General features: G+C 70.3%; 14 protein-coding genes. All 14 read right to left on the bottom strand.

Annotated features, from left to right (window positions below):
* Nucleotides 1-55: 55 nt before the first annotated feature.
* The 14 genes from aroC to mltG all read right to left on the bottom strand — a co-directional run bounded on the left by aroC (nucleotide 56) and on the right by mltG (nucleotide 16,410).
* Nucleotides 56-1,246, bottom strand: coding sequence for a chorismate synthase (aroC, locus tag CXY01_RS02475; RefSeq protein WP_146925453.1), 1,191 nt, complete (start codon nucleotides 1,244-1,246; stop codon nucleotides 56-58).
* Nucleotides 1,247-1,324: 78 nt separating this feature from the next.
* Nucleotides 1,325-2,128, bottom strand: coding sequence for a hypothetical protein (locus CXY01_RS02470; RefSeq protein ID WP_146925452.1), 804 nt, complete (start codon nucleotides 2,126-2,128; stop codon nucleotides 1,325-1,327).
* Between the two features lies 1 nt (nucleotide 2,129).
* The gene (locus CXY01_RS02465; protein ID WP_146925451.1) at nucleotides 2,130-2,828 is read right to left on the bottom strand and encodes a PilN family protein; all 699 of its coding nucleotides are present in this window, start codon (nucleotides 2,826-2,828) and stop codon (nucleotides 2,130-2,132) included.
* Nucleotides 2,825-3,892: a type IV pilus assembly protein PilM gene (gene pilM / locus CXY01_RS02460; protein WP_146925450.1), complete on the bottom strand. Its 1,068-nt coding sequence runs from the start codon at nucleotides 3,890-3,892 to the stop codon at nucleotides 2,825-2,827. Before pilM ends, CXY01_RS02465 begins: the two co-directional genes overlap by 4 nt.
* A 97-nt stretch (nucleotides 3,893-3,989) precedes the next feature.
* Entirely contained in the window at nucleotides 3,990-4,781 is a 792-nt protein-coding gene (locus CXY01_RS02455) for a prepilin peptidase (protein WP_146925449.1), read from the bottom strand.
* A 5-nt stretch (nucleotides 4,782-4,786) separates the two neighbouring features.
* A complete protein-coding gene (locus CXY01_RS02450; RefSeq protein ID WP_146925448.1) occupies nucleotides 4,787-6,667 on the bottom strand; it encodes a hypothetical protein in 1,881 nt (626 codons plus the stop codon).
* On the bottom strand, nucleotides 6,667-7,398 hold the full coding sequence (locus CXY01_RS02445) for a PulJ/GspJ family protein (RefSeq protein ID WP_146925447.1): 732 nt from the start codon (nucleotides 7,396-7,398) through the stop codon (nucleotides 6,667-6,669). The genes CXY01_RS02450 and CXY01_RS02445 overlap by 1 nt, the downstream gene beginning before the upstream one ends.
* 1 nt (nucleotide 7,399) lies before the next feature.
* Complete coding sequence (locus CXY01_RS02440; protein ID WP_281285285.1) at nucleotides 7,400-8,776, bottom strand: type IV pilus modification PilV family protein; 1,377 nt, start codon at nucleotides 8,774-8,776, stop codon at nucleotides 7,400-7,402.
* Nucleotides 8,777-8,871: 95 nt separating this feature from the next.
* On the bottom strand, nucleotides 8,872-9,282 hold the full coding sequence (locus CXY01_RS21370; protein WP_371862741.1) for a prepilin-type N-terminal cleavage/methylation domain-containing protein: 411 nt from the start codon (nucleotides 9,280-9,282) through the stop codon (nucleotides 8,872-8,874).
* Nucleotides 9,283-9,522: 240 nt separating this feature from the next.
* Nucleotides 9,523-10,749 (bottom strand): type II secretion system F family protein, encoded by a 1,227-nt coding sequence (locus CXY01_RS02430; RefSeq protein WP_146925445.1) that lies wholly within the window; start codon nucleotides 10,747-10,749, stop codon nucleotides 9,523-9,525.
* Entirely contained in the window at nucleotides 10,749-12,215 is a 1,467-nt protein-coding gene (locus CXY01_RS02425; RefSeq protein ID WP_281285284.1) for a type IV pilus twitching motility protein PilT, read from the bottom strand. Before CXY01_RS02425 ends, CXY01_RS02430 begins: the two co-directional genes overlap by 1 nt.
* A 227-nt stretch (nucleotides 12,216-12,442) precedes the next feature.
* A complete protein-coding gene (locus CXY01_RS02420) occupies nucleotides 12,443-14,119 on the bottom strand; it encodes a GspE/PulE family protein (RefSeq protein WP_146925443.1) in 1,677 nt (558 codons plus the stop codon).
* An 89-nt stretch (nucleotides 14,120-14,208) separates the two neighbouring features.
* Nucleotides 14,209-15,045, bottom strand: coding sequence for a shikimate dehydrogenase (locus CXY01_RS02415; protein ID WP_146925442.1), 837 nt, complete (start codon nucleotides 15,043-15,045; stop codon nucleotides 14,209-14,211).
* Between the two features lie 165 nt (nucleotides 15,046-15,210).
* Complete coding sequence (mltG, locus tag CXY01_RS02410) at nucleotides 15,211-16,410, bottom strand: endolytic transglycosylase MltG (RefSeq protein ID WP_146925441.1); 1,200 nt, start codon at nucleotides 16,408-16,410, stop codon at nucleotides 15,211-15,213.
* Nucleotides 16,411-16,412 lie beyond the last annotated feature (2 nt).

Raw genomic sequence — 16,412 nt, 5'->3', positions numbered from 1 at the left:
GACGAAGGCCCGGTCCCTCCAGGGGGCCGGGCCTTAGTCGTACCGCGCGGTGACGTCAGCTGAGCAGGTCCGGGATGGCGGCGACGTAGGCCTCGAGGTTGCGCCTGACCTCGGGGACGGAGTCTCCCCCGGTCTTGGCCAGCAGGGCGTCCGCCAGCACGAGCGCGACCATCGCCTCGGCCACGACCGCGGCGGGCGGGACCGCGCACACGTCCGACCGCTGGTGCTGGGCCTTGGTGGCCTCGCCCGTGGCGGTGTCGACGGTGTCCAGGGCGCGCGGGACCGTCGAGATGGGCTTCATGGCGGCGCGCACCCGCAGGACCTCGCCGTTGGTCATGCCGCCCTCCAGGCCACCCGCCCGGTTGGTGCGCCGCACGATGCGGCCGGAGGCGTCGCGCGCGATCTCGTCGTGCGCCTGCGAGCCGCGACGGGCGGCCGTGCGGAACCCGTCACCCACCTCGACGCCCTTGATGGCCTGGATACCCATGAGCGCGGCAGCGAGCTGCGCGTCGAGCCGGCGGTCGGAGTGCACGTACGAGCCCAGGCCGGAGGGCAGGCCGTAGGCCAGCACCTCGACGACACCGCCGAGCGTGTCGCCGTCCTTGTGGCACTCGTCGATCTCCGCGACCATCGCGGCCGACGTGGCCGCGTCGAAGCAGCGCACCGGGTCGGCGTCCAGCGCCGCGGTGTCGTCGGGCGTGGGCTGCGCCGCGTCGTCGGGAGCCGAGACGGGACCGATACTCACGACGTGCGACACGAGCCGGACGCCGGCCGCCTGCTCGAGGAACCGGGCCGCGACCGTACCGAGCGCCACCCGCGTCGCCGTCTCCCGGGCGCTGGCGCGCTCGAGGACCGGCCGGGCGTCGTCGAAACCGTACTTACGCATGCCGACCAGGTCGGCGTGCCCCGGGCGCGGCCGGGTGAGCGGGGCGTTGCGTGCACGCTGCAGCACCTCCGGGTCGTCCACGGGGTCCGACGCCATGACGTCGACCCACTTGGGCCACTCGGTGTTGCCGATCTCGATGGCGACGGGCCCGCCCTGCGAGACGCCGTGCCGCACGCCGCCGAGGACGCGGACGGCGTCCTGCTCGAACTTCATGCGCGCACCGCGGCCGTAGCCGAGGCGGCGCCGGGCCAGGGCGTCCTGGATGTCGGAGCTCTGCACCTCGACGCCGGCCGGGAGGCCTTCGAGGATGCCGACGAGCGCCGGACCGTGGGACTCACCAGAGGTCAACCAACGCAGCATGAAGCGCATCCTCCCATGTCGGGGGCACGACGAAGGGCCGGGTCCGCCTGGTGGCGGACCCGGCCCTCGTGTCGTTCGTCAGGCCCCGGTGAACGGGTCCGTGGCCCCCGGCGGCACCGGCAGCGCCGGCCGCGGCCCAGTCTCCGTCTCGGTCTCGGCGCCCGTCTCGGACGAGGCCGCAGGCGGCTTCAGCACGTAGATGTAGCCCGTGATGGTCAGCTCGACGTCGCCGACCACGGTCGCCGGGCGGCCGCCCGAGGCGTCCGCCTGACCCTGCCCGGTACCGCGGAACCCGGTGACCAGGAACAGTCGCTGCCCCTCGGCCTGCAGGTTGGTCAGGAACGTCGTCGCGTTCGCCACCGTGCCGAGCACGGTGACGTCCACCGGGACGGCCACGAAGCCCTCGATCGGCGCCGGCCCCGTCGGGGCCGCCGGCTCGACGACCTCGCCGTCTGCAGGAGCGGGAGCAGCCTCACCCTCGGCGGTCGCCGCGGGGTCCACCGGGGCGGCCTCAGGCTCCGTCGCGAGCACCGGCGCGACATCGGTGGGCAGGCCCGGGACGACGGAGACGACCGTGAGTCCGGCTGCGACACCGAGGGTGTCGACGTGGCGGGTGAAGCCGGCCAGGTCAGCCTGCGTGGGGATCTCGACCTGCGCGGCGGCCAGCTCGGCCTTGTACTCGTCGAGGTTCTCGAACTGCTTCTTCAGCGTGGCCAGCTGCAGCCGCAACTGGTCGTTGCGCGCCTCGGCGTCCTCGGCGTCCGACGTCGCGGAGGCCGCCGAGTCGAGCGTGGGCGAGATGGCGATGAACCATCCGCCGACCATGATCAGCAGGGCGACGAAGACAGCGCCACCGATCCAGGTGGAGGTCTTACCACCCATGTCACTCACCTTCCGAGCTGAAGCGGTCGCTGTAGGCGTCCTCGGTGATCTGGACGGAGCCGGTCACCTCGTAGTAGACGTTCTTGTCCTCGTCCTCGGCGATGAGCACCTCGGACACCCAGGCGTCACTGAAGCCGTAGACGGAGTTCAGGCCGTCGATCCACGCCGCCGTGTCGGGGAGGGTCTTGCTGCGCGCGGTGTAGGACAGCCGGGAGACGCTCGGCGCCTGGAGCGGGTCCGCGGCGATCTCGGGCGCCAGCATCGGGGTCGCGCCGGACATCTCGAACGACGTGAGCTTCGTGTCGACGGGCATGACGGCGACGACGGCGTAGATGTAGGGCGTCCACGCGACGTCGGTCGAGAAGCCGAGCTGCTGCGCCTCCGTCGCGCGCCGCAGCTCGCCGAGGACGCGCGGGACCTCGGCGTACTTGGCCTGCTGCTCCGTCAGCTGCGCGGTCTCGGCCTGGGCGTCCGACAGGCGCGCGTTGGCGAGCGTCAGCTGGGCGAGCGCGGCGACGGACGCCGCCACGACGACGGCCAGCACCACGACGAGCCCGAGGGCGAGCTGCCGCTTCGTGCGGCCGAGCGCGCGTCGCGCCCGGATGCCCGGAGGCAGGAGGTTGACCTGGGACAGGGCGTTCGGGTTGGTCACCGACCCCTTGGCGGCCGGCTTGGCGGTCCGCTCGAGCAGGGATGTCATGCTGCCACTCCGAACGCGAGGCCCAGCGGGATCGCCAGGAGGTGCTGGTTGTCGTGGTGCCCGTCCTGGAGCCCCGCCCCCGGCGCCACCTTGAGCGTGCTGAGCGGCTGGCCGACGGTCACCGGGACGCGGCACGCGCTCGAGAGGTACTGCCCGAGGCCGGGCAGCTGCGAGCCGCCACCGGTCAGGACGACGACCTCGGCCGACGAGCCCGGGTTGCTGCTCGCGTAGTAGACGAACGTGTTGCGGATCGCCTCGATGAGCGAGGTCGTCACCGTGCGGATCGCCTCGACGCCGCGCTCGAGCTCGGGCCCGACGGCGTAGCCGATCCCGATCTGGCGCTTGGCCACCTCGGCGTCGGCCATCGTGATGCCGAGGGCACCGGCGACCGCCTCGGTGACGTCCTGGCCACCGGAGGGAAGCATGCGGATCAGGCGCGGCTGTCCGCCGGCCACGATCACGACGGTGGTCACGCGGGCGCCGACGTCGACGAGCGCGAACTCCCGGCCCGCCAGGTCCCCACGCGCCATCACCCGGGTCAGGGCGAGCGCGCCGAGGTCGACCATCATCGGCCGCAGGCCGGCAGACTCGACGGCCTCGGTGTTGGCGTGGACGGTGTCCTTGGTGGCGGCGACGAGCAGCCCGCGCAGCATCCGGCCGTGCTCGCCGTCGAAGGAGCCCGTCGGCACGTAGTCGAGGACCGCGTCCTCGATCGCCACGGGGAGCATGTCCTGCACCTGGAAGGGCAGCGACGACCGGATCTGCGCGATCGGCATCCAGGGCAGGTCCAGGTCGCGCACGATCACGCGCTGGTTGCCCACGCCGAGCACCACGTTCTTGTGGCTGAACTTGTGCTGCGACCACAGGCGTCGGATCGCGGTGGCCACGGTCGACGACTCGGCGACCTCGCCGTCGCGGATCGCGCCGGGCGGCAGTGCCACCTCGCCGTACCGGACGACGGTCGGCTGCGCGGTGCGCGCAGGGCCGCCGCTCCCGAACTCGACCTCGGCAGCACGCACATGCGTGGTGCCGATGTCGAGTCCGATGACTCTCGACTTGGCCACGTGACTTTCCCTTCGACCGTGAGCAATGACTCCGAATGGACTATCGGCCGGGAAGGTCCAGGTCTTGAGGCCGAGGGCACCGACGAATCGGCGCAGATCAGAGCATCAGGTCGAGATACGCCTGGAAGATCTGCTCGCCCCACACGATGCCGACGGCAGCGCCGAGCAGCATCCACGGGCCGAAGGGGATGCCGGTCTTGCGCCCGGCGCGACGCAGCATCAGCAGACCCACCGAGAAGACGCCGCCGAGGACGAACGCCGCGAACGAGCCGACCGCCAGCGCGCCCCAGCCGACCCAGCCCAGGTACAGCCCGAGCAGGCCGGCGAGCTTGACGTCGCCGAAGCCCATCCCCTTCGGGTACGCGAAGACCACCACGAAGTAGAACGTCCACAGCACGACGCAGCCGATCCCGGCGCGCACCAGGTCACCCCAGTCGCCGGTCCCCCACGTCGCCAGGGCCAGCAGCACGATCGCGACCACGTAGGACGGCAGCACGATCCTGTTCGGCAGGGTCTTGGTGTCGATGTCGATGAGGGCGAGTGCCACCGACACGGCCGTGAGGTACAGGAACGCGGGCAGGGCCCAGACCTCCGGCGCGTCGAACCCGACGCCCAGCGCCACGGCGACGAAGAGCACCCCGGTGGCCAGCTCCACCAACGGGTAGCGGGCCGAGATCGGCGCCGCGCAGTCCCGGCACCGCCCCCGCAGCACGAGCCACGACACCAGCGGCACGTTGTCCCGGGCGCGGATCGCGTGCCCGCACCTGGGGCAGGCGCTGGGCGGGTGGCTGATCGACTCGCCCCGCGGGACGCGCCAGATGACGACGTTGAGGAACGAGCCGACCGCCAGACCGAGCAGGCCGACGAGGGCGTACAGCACGACAGTCACGAGGATTACCGGTACGTCCCGTCCGCGCCGAACACCGGCGCAATCTCGACCCAGACGTTGACACCGTAGGTGGTCGAGGTGGGCGAGAGGAACTTGGGCGGTGCGACGTAGCTGAAGCGCTTGTCGTACTTGTAGTCCTTCAGGTACCCGGTGGAGACCGTGGCGCCGCTACCCGTGCCGACGGTGCCGCGGAACTTCTGCGCGATGGCACCGTTGACGGTCAGGGTGCCGCGCGGGTCGCCGCGGTCGTAGTTCTGCACCATGAACGTGTGCGCGACCGACAGGATGGCGGCGTCGATGCGCCGGTGCGTGTCGGCCACCAGCTCGTCGCCCGAGGGGGTGAAGGTTCGACCGGTGCAGTTGAACCGCGTCCCGGACGGGACGCAGGTGTACCCGATGGCCTCGAGGGAGGTCCGCTGTGCCGACGTCTGGTTGGTGAGGGTCGTGGCCGAGGACACGGTCTGCTTCTCCGGCTTCCACACCCAGACGGCGTTCTGGCCCACGAGCCCGAGGATGTCGTCCTCGGAGTTGTCGTAGACGATGTCGTTGGTGATGTAGATGTAGTTCTCCGCCGCGAGGGTCGCCTTGGCGTTCACGACGCCCTCGACGAACAGGTCTCCGCTGCGGCACCCGTAGACGCTGGCGTTCGCGATGTACTCACCGGTCGCGGGATAGCCCACGGGGTTGCCCGCGGCGTTCCGGACGTTGGTCCCGGTGGGCGCGTGGCTCTCCGCGAGGCACACGGGGGTGCCCGTGGCACCCGGAGCCCAGTAGTTGGCGTCGGTGGACAGCGACGGCACGTTCTGCACGTACACGACGTTGTTGTCGGGCGCGTTGATCTCCTGGCCCGTGGACGATCCGAGGCCGGTCGCACCCGGCGTGCCGCAGCCCGAGTTGTTGACACCGGAGATCGGGCTGGTCCACTTGGTCCACGGCGAGCGGACCTGCATCTTGCCGTTGGCCTTGAGCACGATCGACGTCGGGCCCGTGTAGAGGCAGCCAGGGCGCGGCACGTCGAGCGGCAGGTCCGGCCGGGTCTCCTTCTTCAGCTCGGTGTTCGTCGCCGGCATCGCGAGGATCGGCTCGTACACCGGCTTGCCCGCGGGCATCGCCGGGAAGGAGGGGGTGCCCGTACCGAAGTAGTTGAGACCGGAGGTCGGGTTGTAGGACGTCGTGGTCCAGCCCTTGAACGTCGGGGACCCGTCGATCTGGAACGCGTCGTTCGTGTGCAGCGGACCGTCGATGACGTCGCCGGTACGGAAGTTGATCGCGCCGCAGCCGGTCGGCGGGCTGGCCGTGTTGCGCCCCGCGTAACGGTAGATCTCGCAGGTTCCCGTCGCTCCCGAGATCACCGGGTCGATGATCTCGTAGTTGGTGAAGTACAGGAAGTCGATGAAGCCGCGCTGGCGCAGGTCGGCCACCAGCGATCGCGTCTCCCCACCGGCGCGGCCGGTGGCCCGCAGCCGCAGGGTGCCCGACGCGTAGTACTTCGAGTTGTCCACCTCGTAGCGGAACTGGGCGGCGCCGCCGGACCCGGCGATGTTGGCCCAGCTCCCGGACGCGCCGAGGCCGAACGCCGGGTTGGCCGACGCACCGGTGGGCAGGTTCAGGACGCTCGTCGGGGCGAACGTCGCCGCGGGGTTGCCGTAGACGAAGTAGCCGGGGTCGTTGGCCAGCCGGCTCTGGTACTCCTCGACCGCCGCGTAGGCGGCCGCCATGGCGGCGTTCCAGTCCTGGTCCCCCCGGGCCTTGCGCTGGGAGCCGATGGCGTAGGACACGGCGGAGATCGCGAGCAGGGCGAGCACCATCGAGACGCCGATGACCATGATGAGGGCCATGCCCTCGTCCCGCCGCGGGCCGATCCTGGCCGCGAGAATGCGACGCATCACCTGGACGCTCCTACTCGGTCGATACCGCGGTTCGGCAGGCCGACCTGGTTGGTCAGCAGCACGGGTGCCGCCCGGCCGGTGCTGTCGGCCTGGACCTGCAGTCGCACCTCGACGAGGGCGATGCTCTTCAGGACGTTCGGGTCCGTGATCCCCGTGCTGGGCACGGTGATCACGTTGCAGTTGGGCAGCGTCGCCGCGCACACGGCCGCGGTGCGGTAGGTGAACAGCCAGGGATCGGTACCGGTCCGCACGACGATCTTGCTGGCGATCCGCCGGTTCGAGGCGACCGCGGACGCGAACGTCCAGTACGGGTTCGACGCCGCGACCGAGTTCCACCGCGTCTCCATGAGCTGACGCTGGCTGTTGACGGCGAACTGGACCTTGACGGGCTTCGGCGATGCCGAGGACGTGTCCAGGAAGCCGTGCATGATCAGGCTCTCGCGGCCGGCGAAGAGGAAGACCGGGATGTTGTCGGCGTTGCCGGTGCGCCGGATCTCCGTGCCGGACCGCAGCACACGCGTCAGCTCGGACATGCCCACCGCGGCGACGTTCGTGCTCTCCGACGCGCTGCGGTCCCTGGTCATCGACCGGGTGAAGGTCGAGAACAACGACACCACGAGGATGCTGATGATGCTCATGAGCCCCATCGTCACGATCAGCTCCGGGAGGCTGAACCCGGCCTCGGCGCGCTCGGCCGGCGAGCTCAGGCGTGCGCGGATGCGGCGCATGTCACGGTCCTTCCCAGAGCGGCGAACGCGGGTCGAGCTCGACGGTGCTGTCGGGGTGGACGTTCCCGCCGGTGACCGGCGTGACCTGGGCGGTCGTGATGGCGGTCGTCTGCGAGGAGCTGCTGCCGCGGTAGAGCTTCCAGAACCCGTACGGCAGCGCGATCGTGGCGTTGCCCGCGGCGTTCAGGACCGCCGAGGAGAAGGTCAGCGTCTGGACCGGTGTCGTGCAGCCCGACGCGCCGGCACCGGCCGGTGCGGCCACGGCGACGGCCTTGATGAATCCGTTGGTCACGGACAGCGGGCCCACGGCCACGTTGACGATGCCCATGGGCACCTCGACCGTCACGGACCCGCCCGGCGCCGCGGCGGCCTCCGGCTGTCGCACCCCGCCGGTCCAGTTGGCCGGGTCGGCCGGGCCGGTCTTGAGGGTCGAGAGGTCACACGTGCCGGCGAAGATCGAGTAGCCCGAGCTGATCGGGAACATGCTGTACGTGCGCGGCGTGTTCGAGCCGGTCGACACCGACGGGTTCTTCGGGCCGTAGGTGCTGTCGAAGGTCGTCAGCATGGACCCGGCAGGCACGCTCGGCGTGACGCCGGCGACGTTGTTGCCGAACCGGAGCGTGTAGACCGCGGCCCGGTCGTACGCGAAGGCGGCGGACGCCGTGGCGTTCGCGGCGACGCTCAGCAGGACGGACGGTGCCGTCGCCTGGTTGATGTCGACGTACCCGGCCTTGGTGACCGTGACCTTGTAGCTGCCGGGCGGCGCCTTGAGGACGTACGCGCAGCCCTCGGAGTCCGTGGTGGCCGTCGGCAGAGCCGCACCGACCGGGACTCCTGCCGCGGTGGTCGGCTGGGCGACGACGGACACCCCCGGGGATCCCAGGCCCTCGCCGTTGAGGACAGAGATGAGCAGGGTGGAGCGCGTCGGGTCGTTGATGCGGTCCTTGGCGTCCAGGACGGTGTCGGCGCGGACCGGCTCGGTGCCCGTGCGCATGCTGTCCCAGGTGATCGTGATGTTCACGCGCTTGTAGCGCAGGGCACCACCGCCGGCGCCGCAGGCGAACTCGAGGTTCGGGTCCGAGACCCAGGACGTCTCACGGTCGACGTGGAACGTGTCCCCGTTGAGGTCCCGCGAGTAGCTCTTGTCCTGCAGGTCGAAGATGTTCTTCTCCTCGCGCGTGCGGTCGATGTCCTCCGCCGCGAGGTTGGCCGCCACCTGGCGAGCACGGGAGTCCCGGCCCAGCGACAGGACGGACAGCATGGTGTAGATGAGACCGGTGCTGACGATGGCGAAGATCAGCATCGCCATGAGCACCTCGACGAGGCTCACGCCCTCCTCGTCCCGCGCTTGCGCGAGTCGCTGGCGGAGTGTGCGCACGGTCGTCGTCCTCTCGTCTGTGCCGGGGGGTGGTACGCCGGTGTGGGGCGCCGTCCGGGACGGCACCCCACACCGGGTCGTTCAGTGGCCTACGGTCAGTCGTCGCTGTCCGTGATGACGCCGGTCGTGCTGTCGTACGTGAAGGTGCGCGCGGCGTCGAGGTTGCTGTTCACGCCCTGCAGCGTGTACTCGTCGGCCGTGGCGGACTCGATGGTGACGGTGACGTCGGCGGTCGCGTTGAAGCCGTTGTCGGCCAGGTCCGTCGCGGTCATGCCGTCGTAGGAGCCGTTCGCGTCGACCGCGAAGGACTCGGCCGCGATGGCGGCGTTCTTCAGGTCGGACTCGACCTGCGAGGCCCAGGCCTTCTGGCGCTGGTTCAGGAACGCCGGGATGGCGATGGCGGCGAGGATGCCGATGATGATGATGACGACGAGGAGCTCGATGAGCGTGAAGCCCTTCTCCCCCTTGGCGCGGTCGTCCATCGTCTTCTGAATACGAGCGATCACGGTGAAGCCCCTTTTCGATGTCGTGGGTCAGTGCCGGTCGCCCGGCATTCGGTGCTGCGTCTGGTTCATCGGGCGCGGGCGGGGCGGCCTTGAGGCGATTCCGGGAACTCTTTCGTGGTGTCACCCGTTCGCACCAGTCCGCGTCGTCGCAGGTCACAGACGCGGTCGGACATGCGTCGGCCCGGTGACCGAGATGTCCGATCACCGGGCCGAAGCGCGCGGGAAAAAGCCGCAGAAAGGTCAGCCGACGAGCTCGAAGATCGAGAAGATCGGCATGTACAGGGCGACGATCATGCCGCCGATGATCGTCCCGAGAATGGCGATCATGAGGGGCTCGATCAAGGACGTGAGCTGTTCCGTCGTCGCCGTGACCTCCTCGTCGTAGAACTCGGAGATCTTCTCCAGCATGGTCTCCAGCGCACCGGCGTCCTCACCGGTGGAGATCATCTGCACGACCATGGGCGGGAACACCGCGTGCTGAGCGAGCGGGGCGGACAGGGACTGCCCGGTGCGCACGCTCTCCTGCACGTCCTTGACGGCGAGCTCGATGACGTAGTTGCCGCTGGTCTCGCCGACGATGTCGAGGGCCTGCAGGATGGGCACGCCGGCCCCCAGCATGGTGCCGAAGTTCCGGGTGAACCGGGCGATGGCGACCTTCTTGAACAGCGGCCCGAAGATGGGGATCCGCAGGGTCAGCGGCTGCACGAACGCGCGCACCGCGCGGTCGTTCTTGTGCCGCTTCCACCAGATGGCGAACACGATCGTCGCCACCAGCAGGAGGGGCGCCATCCACTTCATCATGCCGGAGAGCAGCACGAGGAACTGCGTGGGCAGCGGGAGCTCGCCGCCGAGGTCCATGAACATCTTCTCGAACACGGGCACGATGAACAGGAGCATGCCGACGACGGCCAGGATCGCCATGCAGAACACCATGACCGGGTAGGTCATCGCGGACTTGATCTGCGACCGCAGCTTGACCTCGCTCTCGTAGTTCTCCGCCACGGAGACGAGAGCCTTCTCGAGGAAGCCGCCGACCTCGCCGGCGCGGATCATGTTGACCATCAGCGGCGGGAAGATCTGCGTGTGCCGGCCGAGCGACTCCGACAGCGACCCGCCCGTCTCGACGTCGTTGCGGGTCTGCGCCAGCACCTTGGCCAGCGGCTTGCTCTCCGTCTGGTCCGCGAGGATCGACAGCGTCCGCAGCAGAGACAGGCCGGCCGAGATCATGGTCGCCATCTGGCGGGCCATGACCGCGAGGTCCTTCAGGGTCACCCGGTCGGAGAAGCCGGGGATGTTGATCTCGGTCTGCAGTCCCCCGCCGACGACCTCCTTGATGGTCAGCGGGGCCACGCCCATGGCGCGCAGGCGGTTGGCGACGGCGGCCTCGTTCTGGGCGTCGATGCGCCCCTTGACGATCTTGCCGTTCTTGTCGCTCAGCGAGTACTCGTACGTCCTGGTGATCGCCATCAGCGCATCCCGTTCCCCGCAGGCGAGTAGCCCATCGTGCCCGAGTTCAGCGTGGACGCACCCTGGTTGGTCCGGGCGGTCCGGCCGACGAGCTTGTTGAAGTCCTCGATGTGGTGGCACTTCTCCACGCCGACCTCGTACGTGATCGTGCCCTTCTTCACCAGGTCGGCCAGGTGCTGGTCCATGGTGTACATCCCGTGGTCGGCGCCGGCCTGCATGGCGGAGTAGATCTGGTGCGTCTTGCCCTCGCGGATGAGGTTGCGGATGGCGGGCGTCGCCACCATGACCTCGGTCGCGACCGCACGCCCGGTGCCGTTCGCCTTCTTGCACAGCGTCTGGCAGACGACGCCCTGGATCGCGGACGCGAGCTGGGTGCGCACCTGGCTCTGCTGCTCGGCGGGGAACACGTCGATGACACGGTCGATGGTCTGCGCGGCGTCCTGCGTGTGCAGGGTCGCGAAGACCAGGTGACCGGTCTCGGCCGCGGTCAGCGCGACGGAGATGGTCTCCAGGTCACGCATCTCGCCGACGAGGATGATGTCGGGGTCCTGCCGCAGCACGTGCTTGAGGGCGTTGGCGAACGAGTGGGTGTCCGCGCCGACCTCGCGCTGGTTGATCAGCGACTTCTTGTGCCGGTGCAGGAACTCGATGGGGTCCTCGACGGTCATGATGTGGTCCGCACGGGTGCGGTTGGCCAGGTCGATGACCGCGGCGAGGGTGGTCGACTTGCCGGAGCCCGTGGGGCCGGTGACCAGGACGAGCCCACGCGGGAGCCCCGCGAAGCTGGACACGACCGGCGGGACGCCGAGGTCCTCGAGCGGCTTGATCTCGTAGGGGATCACGCGGAACGCGGCGCCGATCGACTCGCGCTGCTGGTACAGGTTGACGCGGAACCGCGCCTTGCCGCGGACCGCGTAGGCGAAGTCCAGCTCGAGGTTGGCCTCGAACGTCTCGCGCTGACGCTGCGTGAGGATCGAGTAGATGCTGCGGCGCAGGCCGTCGGGCCGGATGCTCTCGAACCCGTCGAGGGCCTTGAGCGCACCGTGCGACCGGATCATCGGCGGCGAGCCGACCGTCAGGTGCAGGTCGGAGGCGCCGGCCTCGATCATCGCGATGAGCGCCGAGTCGAGCTGGATGTCGCCTTCCTGCGACTCCTGACCCAGGCCGGACCGCGCAGCGCGGTCGCGAGCCGGCGCGGCAGCGCGGGCCGGCGGGCGCGGCGGCTCGGCAGCGGGCGGCGCCGGTGCGACGACGGGCGCAGGCGGACCAGCCTGGGCGGGGACGTAGTACGCCGGCTGACCGGCGACGGCCGGTGCGACGGGCGGGGGCACCGGAGCGGGCTGGAAGGGTCCGCCCGGTCCAGGACCGCCTGCGGGCAGGAAGGTCTGGCCCCCGGACGCCTGCGGCGGCACCGGCGTGAAGGCCTGCGTGACGCTCCCCCGGCCCTCGTCGGGCACGTGGCTCATCGAGGGGACGGGCGAGTACACCGGCGGCGCGCCAGCCTGCGGGCCTGCCGTGCGGTAGGGCGGCAACGGGCGGGTGGGCTCACCCCGGCCGGTTGAGTAGGACTCGGTCACGTCACAGCCTCCACGTTGTCGTACCGCGTTCGTTCGCACGCACGGGCACGGCCCCTGCGCAGCAGCTCGGTATCTCGGATCTCATCGGCGGATGAACCGCCCGACTTGAGTGCAGGTCACGCGACGACGCGCATGATCTCCTCGATCGACGTCTGACCGAGCGCGACCTTCTGCCAGCCGTCGTTGCGGAGCGAGATCATCCCCTGGGCCACGGCCGTGGCGGCGATGTCCGCGCTGGAGGAGTGCGCCACCGCGTGACGCTCGATCTCCTCGGTGACCCGCATGACCTCGTGCAGGGCCAGGCGGCCGCGGTAGCCGGTCTTGGAGCACGTGACGCAGCCACCGGGACGGAAGAGCTCGGGCAGCGGCTCCCCCGGCACCCACGGGAACCGCGCTGCGGCCATCTCCTCGGGCGACGGCTGGTACGGCACCTTGCACTTGCCGCAGAGGCGCCGCGCGAGCCGCTGGGCCACGACGGCGTCGAGGGCGGAGCCGACGAGGAAGGGCTCGATGCCCATCTCGGTCAGACGCGTGATCGCCGAGGGTGCGTCGTTGGTGTGCAGGGTGGACAGCACGAGGTGACCGGTGAGGGCCGCCTCGATGGCGATCTGCGCCGTCTCGTGGTCACGGATCTCACCGAGGAGCACCACGTCCGGGTCGGACCGCAGGATCGAGCGCAGCGCCCCCGCGAAGGTCAGACCGGCCTTCGGGTTCACCTGCACCTGGTTGATGCCGGGGAGCCGGTACTCGACCGGGTCCTCGACGGTGATGACGTTGATCTCCGGCTTCGACACCGCGTTGAGCGTGGCGTACAGGGTGGTCGACTTGCCCGACCCCGTCGGGCCCGTGACGAGGATCATCCCGTAGGGCTTGGTGTACGACTCCTTGTACGTCTCGTAGTTCTCGTCGAGGAACGACAGGTCGCGCAGGTCGAGGCTCGCCGTGGAGTTGTCGAGGATGCGCATGACGATCTTCTCGCCCCAGACGGTCGGCAGCGTGGCCACCCGGAGGTCGATCTTGCGGCCGTTGTGCACCACGGACATGCGGCCGTCCTGGGGCTTGCGCCGCTCGGCGATGTCGATGTCGCTCATGATCTTCACGCGGCTGATGACGCCCTGCTGGATCTGCTTGGGCGACCGCTGCGTCTCGTGCAGCACACCGTCGATGCGGTACCGCACGCGCAGGTCGTGCTCCGCCGGCTCGATGTGGATGTCCGACGCGCGGTCGGTGATCGCCTGCGTGACGAGCAGGTTGACGTACCGCACGATCGGGGCGTCGTCGTCGACCGACATCTCGCCCAGCTTGGACAGGTCCTGCTCCGGCTCGGCGTTCTGCTCGTTGAACGCCGAGGACAGGTCCTCCATCTCGTCGTCCGCACGGCAGAACCGGTCGATCGCGCGCATGAGGTTGTCGTGCGTGGCGATGACGGGGATCACGGGCCGGTTCGTGACGCTCCGGACGTCGTCGACCGCCATGACGTTGCCGGGGTCGGCGGTGGCCAGGACGATCGAGCCGCCCTCGAGCGACACCGGGAGCACGGTGTAGCGCCGGCACAGAGCCCCCGGCACCAGGGACACCGCGGCGCGGTCGACGGGGAACTCGTCGAGGTCGACGAAGTTCATCCCCACCTGGTTGGCCAGCGCCTTGACCAGCTGGCCCTCGGTCAGGACCCCCAGCTCGACGAGCGTGCGTCCCAGCGACGAACCTCGGGCCTGTGTCTCGTCGAGGGCAGCGAGCAGCTGCGCCTCCGTGACCAGACCGTCATCGAGCAGGATCTCCCCGAGCTGCTTCACGCGCGTCCTTCCGGTCGACCGGCAGCCGAGCGATGGCTGCGCGGGTGTCTCCGGATCAATCGGCAGGAACGACGAGCGGGGTGAGCCCCTCAGGCAGTCAGTTTGTCCTCGAGCGCGGCGGACATCGCGGCGAGCGGGGCGGGGTGCCCCGTCATGAGCCGGACCTGCTCGGCGGCCTGGTGCAGGAGCATCTGCTCACCGCTGACGACGACTCCCCCGGCGGCCGCCCACGCGACCGACAGCGCCGTCGGGCGGGGGTCGTACGCGACGTCGAGGAGCACGCCCTTGACCACCTCGACGCGCTCCGCGAGCGGGTCGGCGGCGTGCGGCGGGAGGGTCGACACGACGACGTCCGCCCGGCCGATCTCCGCGGGTGCCTCGTCCAGAGTGCGGTACACCGGGGTCACGCCCATCCGGTGGGCCGCCCGCATGAGGCCTCCCGCGCGCGCGACGGCCCGCACGTAGACGACGGGCGACGTGCAGCCCAGCTGGGCGAGCGCGGCCAGCGTCGACGACGCGGTGGCACCCGCGCCGAGCACGGCCGCGCTCCCGATCGGGTGGTCCAGCCCCAGCGCGGCGACGATGCCGTGCACGTCCGTGTTGGCGCCGACGAGCGTGCGCCCCTGGAACAGCACCGTGTTGACCGCACCGACCACCTCCGCCAGCGGCTCGACGTGGTCGAGCAGCGGGATGACGGTCTGCTTGAGCGGCATGGTCAGGCTCAGCCCCGCCCACGTGTCGTCCAGGCCGGCGATGAAGCCCGCGAGCTCGTCCTCCGTGACGTCGACGGCGTCGTAGCGCCAGCCCGACAGACCGAGCGCCGCGTACGCGGCACGGTGCAGCGCCGGCGACAGCGAGTGCGCCACCGGGTGCCCGAGGACGGCCGCCCTGTGCGACGAGGCCTCTCGCAGCTCCGTGCTCTCCATCGGGTCCCCTCGGTGATGTCGATCGCGGTCAGAAGCTCCTGCGCGCACGTCCCCTGCCGCGCGACGAGCGGCCGACCGTGTCGACTGACACGATCGGCCGTCTCGCCTCGCGGATGGCCGCAGGAACTTTACGTCGCCGTCAGACGGCGCCGTGGGTCGCGCGGACTAGCCGTCCTGCTCGGCCTGCCACTGGCGAAGGAGCTCCCTGTTCGCCTCGTGCTCGGCGTTCGTCACGGCGAAGCGCGTCTCACCGGTGTCGAGGTTGATGGCGACCCAGAAGAGCCAGTCACCCGGCTCCGGGTTGAGGACGGCGTCGATCGACGTCGCCCCCGGCGAGGCGATCGGGGTGGGCGGCAGGCCGAGGTGGCGGTAGGTGTTGTAGAGGTTGGAGTCGTCCTGCAGCATCTCGGTGGTCAGGTCCATGCCCGAGATGCCCAGCCCGTAGGCGACCGTCGCGTCGACCTGCAGGGCGATCTCCTTCTCGAGCCGGTTCTCGATGGCACGCGCCACCTTCGGCCGGTCCTCGGGAAGCTTGGCCTCGCGCTCGACGATCGAGGCCTTGTTCAGCACGGTCGCCCACTGGTCCTGGGGGACGCCCTTCTGCGTGAGCACGGCCACCGTCTGCGCGGTCATCTTCGCGAGCACGCTCGTCGGGGTCGCGTCCGGCTCGATGTCGTAGGTCGCCGGGAACAGCCAGCCCTCCGGGTTGCCGTTGGCCTCCGCGGGCAGGCCGATGGCGGCCGGGTCGGCGAGTGCCGCGGTGACCTCCTCGGCGGGGATCGCGAGCTTCTCGCTGATCTTCGTGGCGATCTGGTTCACCGTGAGGCCCTCGGGGATCCCGAGCTTGAAGGACACGCGGCTCGAGGGGTTGAGGAGCGCGATCACGGCGTCGGAGGCGGGCATCTCGAGGAGCATGTTGTAGGTGCCCGGCTGGATCGACGCCGCCTGCGGGTTGGCGGCGAACGCCTCGTTGAACGCCTTCTCGGTCGCGACGACACCGGCGCCGACCAACGTCGCCGCCATGTCCGCGCCCGTGTCGCCGGGCTTGATGACGACCTCGGCAGCGCCGTGACCGACTCCGCTGTAGTCCTCGACGCCCTCGTCCGCGCTGCCGCCGCCCTGGAACATGCCGCCCATCAGCTCGACGACGACATACCCGGCGCCCGCGACCATGAGGACCGCGACGACCAGCACCCAGATCGAGCGGCGCCGACGGCGCTTGCGCTCACGCTGCTGCTTGGCCCGGCCGCGCGAGCGCGACGGCTTCGGCTCCGTGGCGGCGACGCGGGTGTCGCCGGCGAACAGGTCGCTCACCTCGTCGCTCCGTTCCACGGGGGTCCACCACTCGGTCTGGCTCTTGGTCACGT

Origin of the sequence: Cellulomonas xylanilytica (assembly GCF_007989805.1) — a bacterium.
Taxonomy (GTDB): Bacteria; Actinomycetota; Actinomycetes; order Actinomycetales; family Cellulomonadaceae; genus Cellulomonas; species Cellulomonas xylanilytica.
This window is presented reverse-complemented; position numbering and strand designations above follow the sequence as displayed.

Excerpts from the sequence above, each read along its gene's own strand:
- aroC (WP_146925453.1), bottom strand. The coding sequence starts at position 1,246 with ATGCTGCGTTGGTTGACCTCTGGTGAGTCCCACGGTCCGGCGCTCGTC.
- CXY01_RS02470 (WP_146925452.1), bottom strand. The coding sequence starts at position 2,128 with ATGGGTGGTAAGACCTCCACCTGGATCGGTGGCGCTGTCTTCGTCGCC.
- CXY01_RS02465 (WP_146925451.1), bottom strand. The coding sequence starts at position 2,828 with ATGACATCCCTGCTCGAGCGGACCGCCAAGCCGGCCGCCAAGGGGTCG.
- CXY01_RS02450 (WP_146925448.1), bottom strand. The coding sequence starts at position 6,667 with ATGCGTCGCATTCTCGCGGCCAGGATCGGCCCGCGGCGGGACGAGGGC.
- CXY01_RS02445 (WP_146925447.1), bottom strand. The coding sequence starts at position 7,398 with ATGCGCCGCATCCGCGCACGCCTGAGCTCGCCGGCCGAGCGCGCCGAG.
- CXY01_RS02430 (WP_146925445.1), bottom strand. The coding sequence starts at position 10,749 with ATGGCGATCACCAGGACGTACGAGTACTCGCTGAGCGACAAGAACGGC.
- CXY01_RS02425 (WP_281285284.1), bottom strand. The coding sequence starts at position 12,215 with ATGAGCCACGTGCCCGACGAGGGCCGGGGGAGCGTCACGCAGGCCTTC.
- CXY01_RS02415 (WP_146925442.1), bottom strand. The coding sequence starts at position 15,045 with ATGGAGAGCACGGAGCTGCGAGAGGCCTCGTCGCACAGGGCGGCCGTC.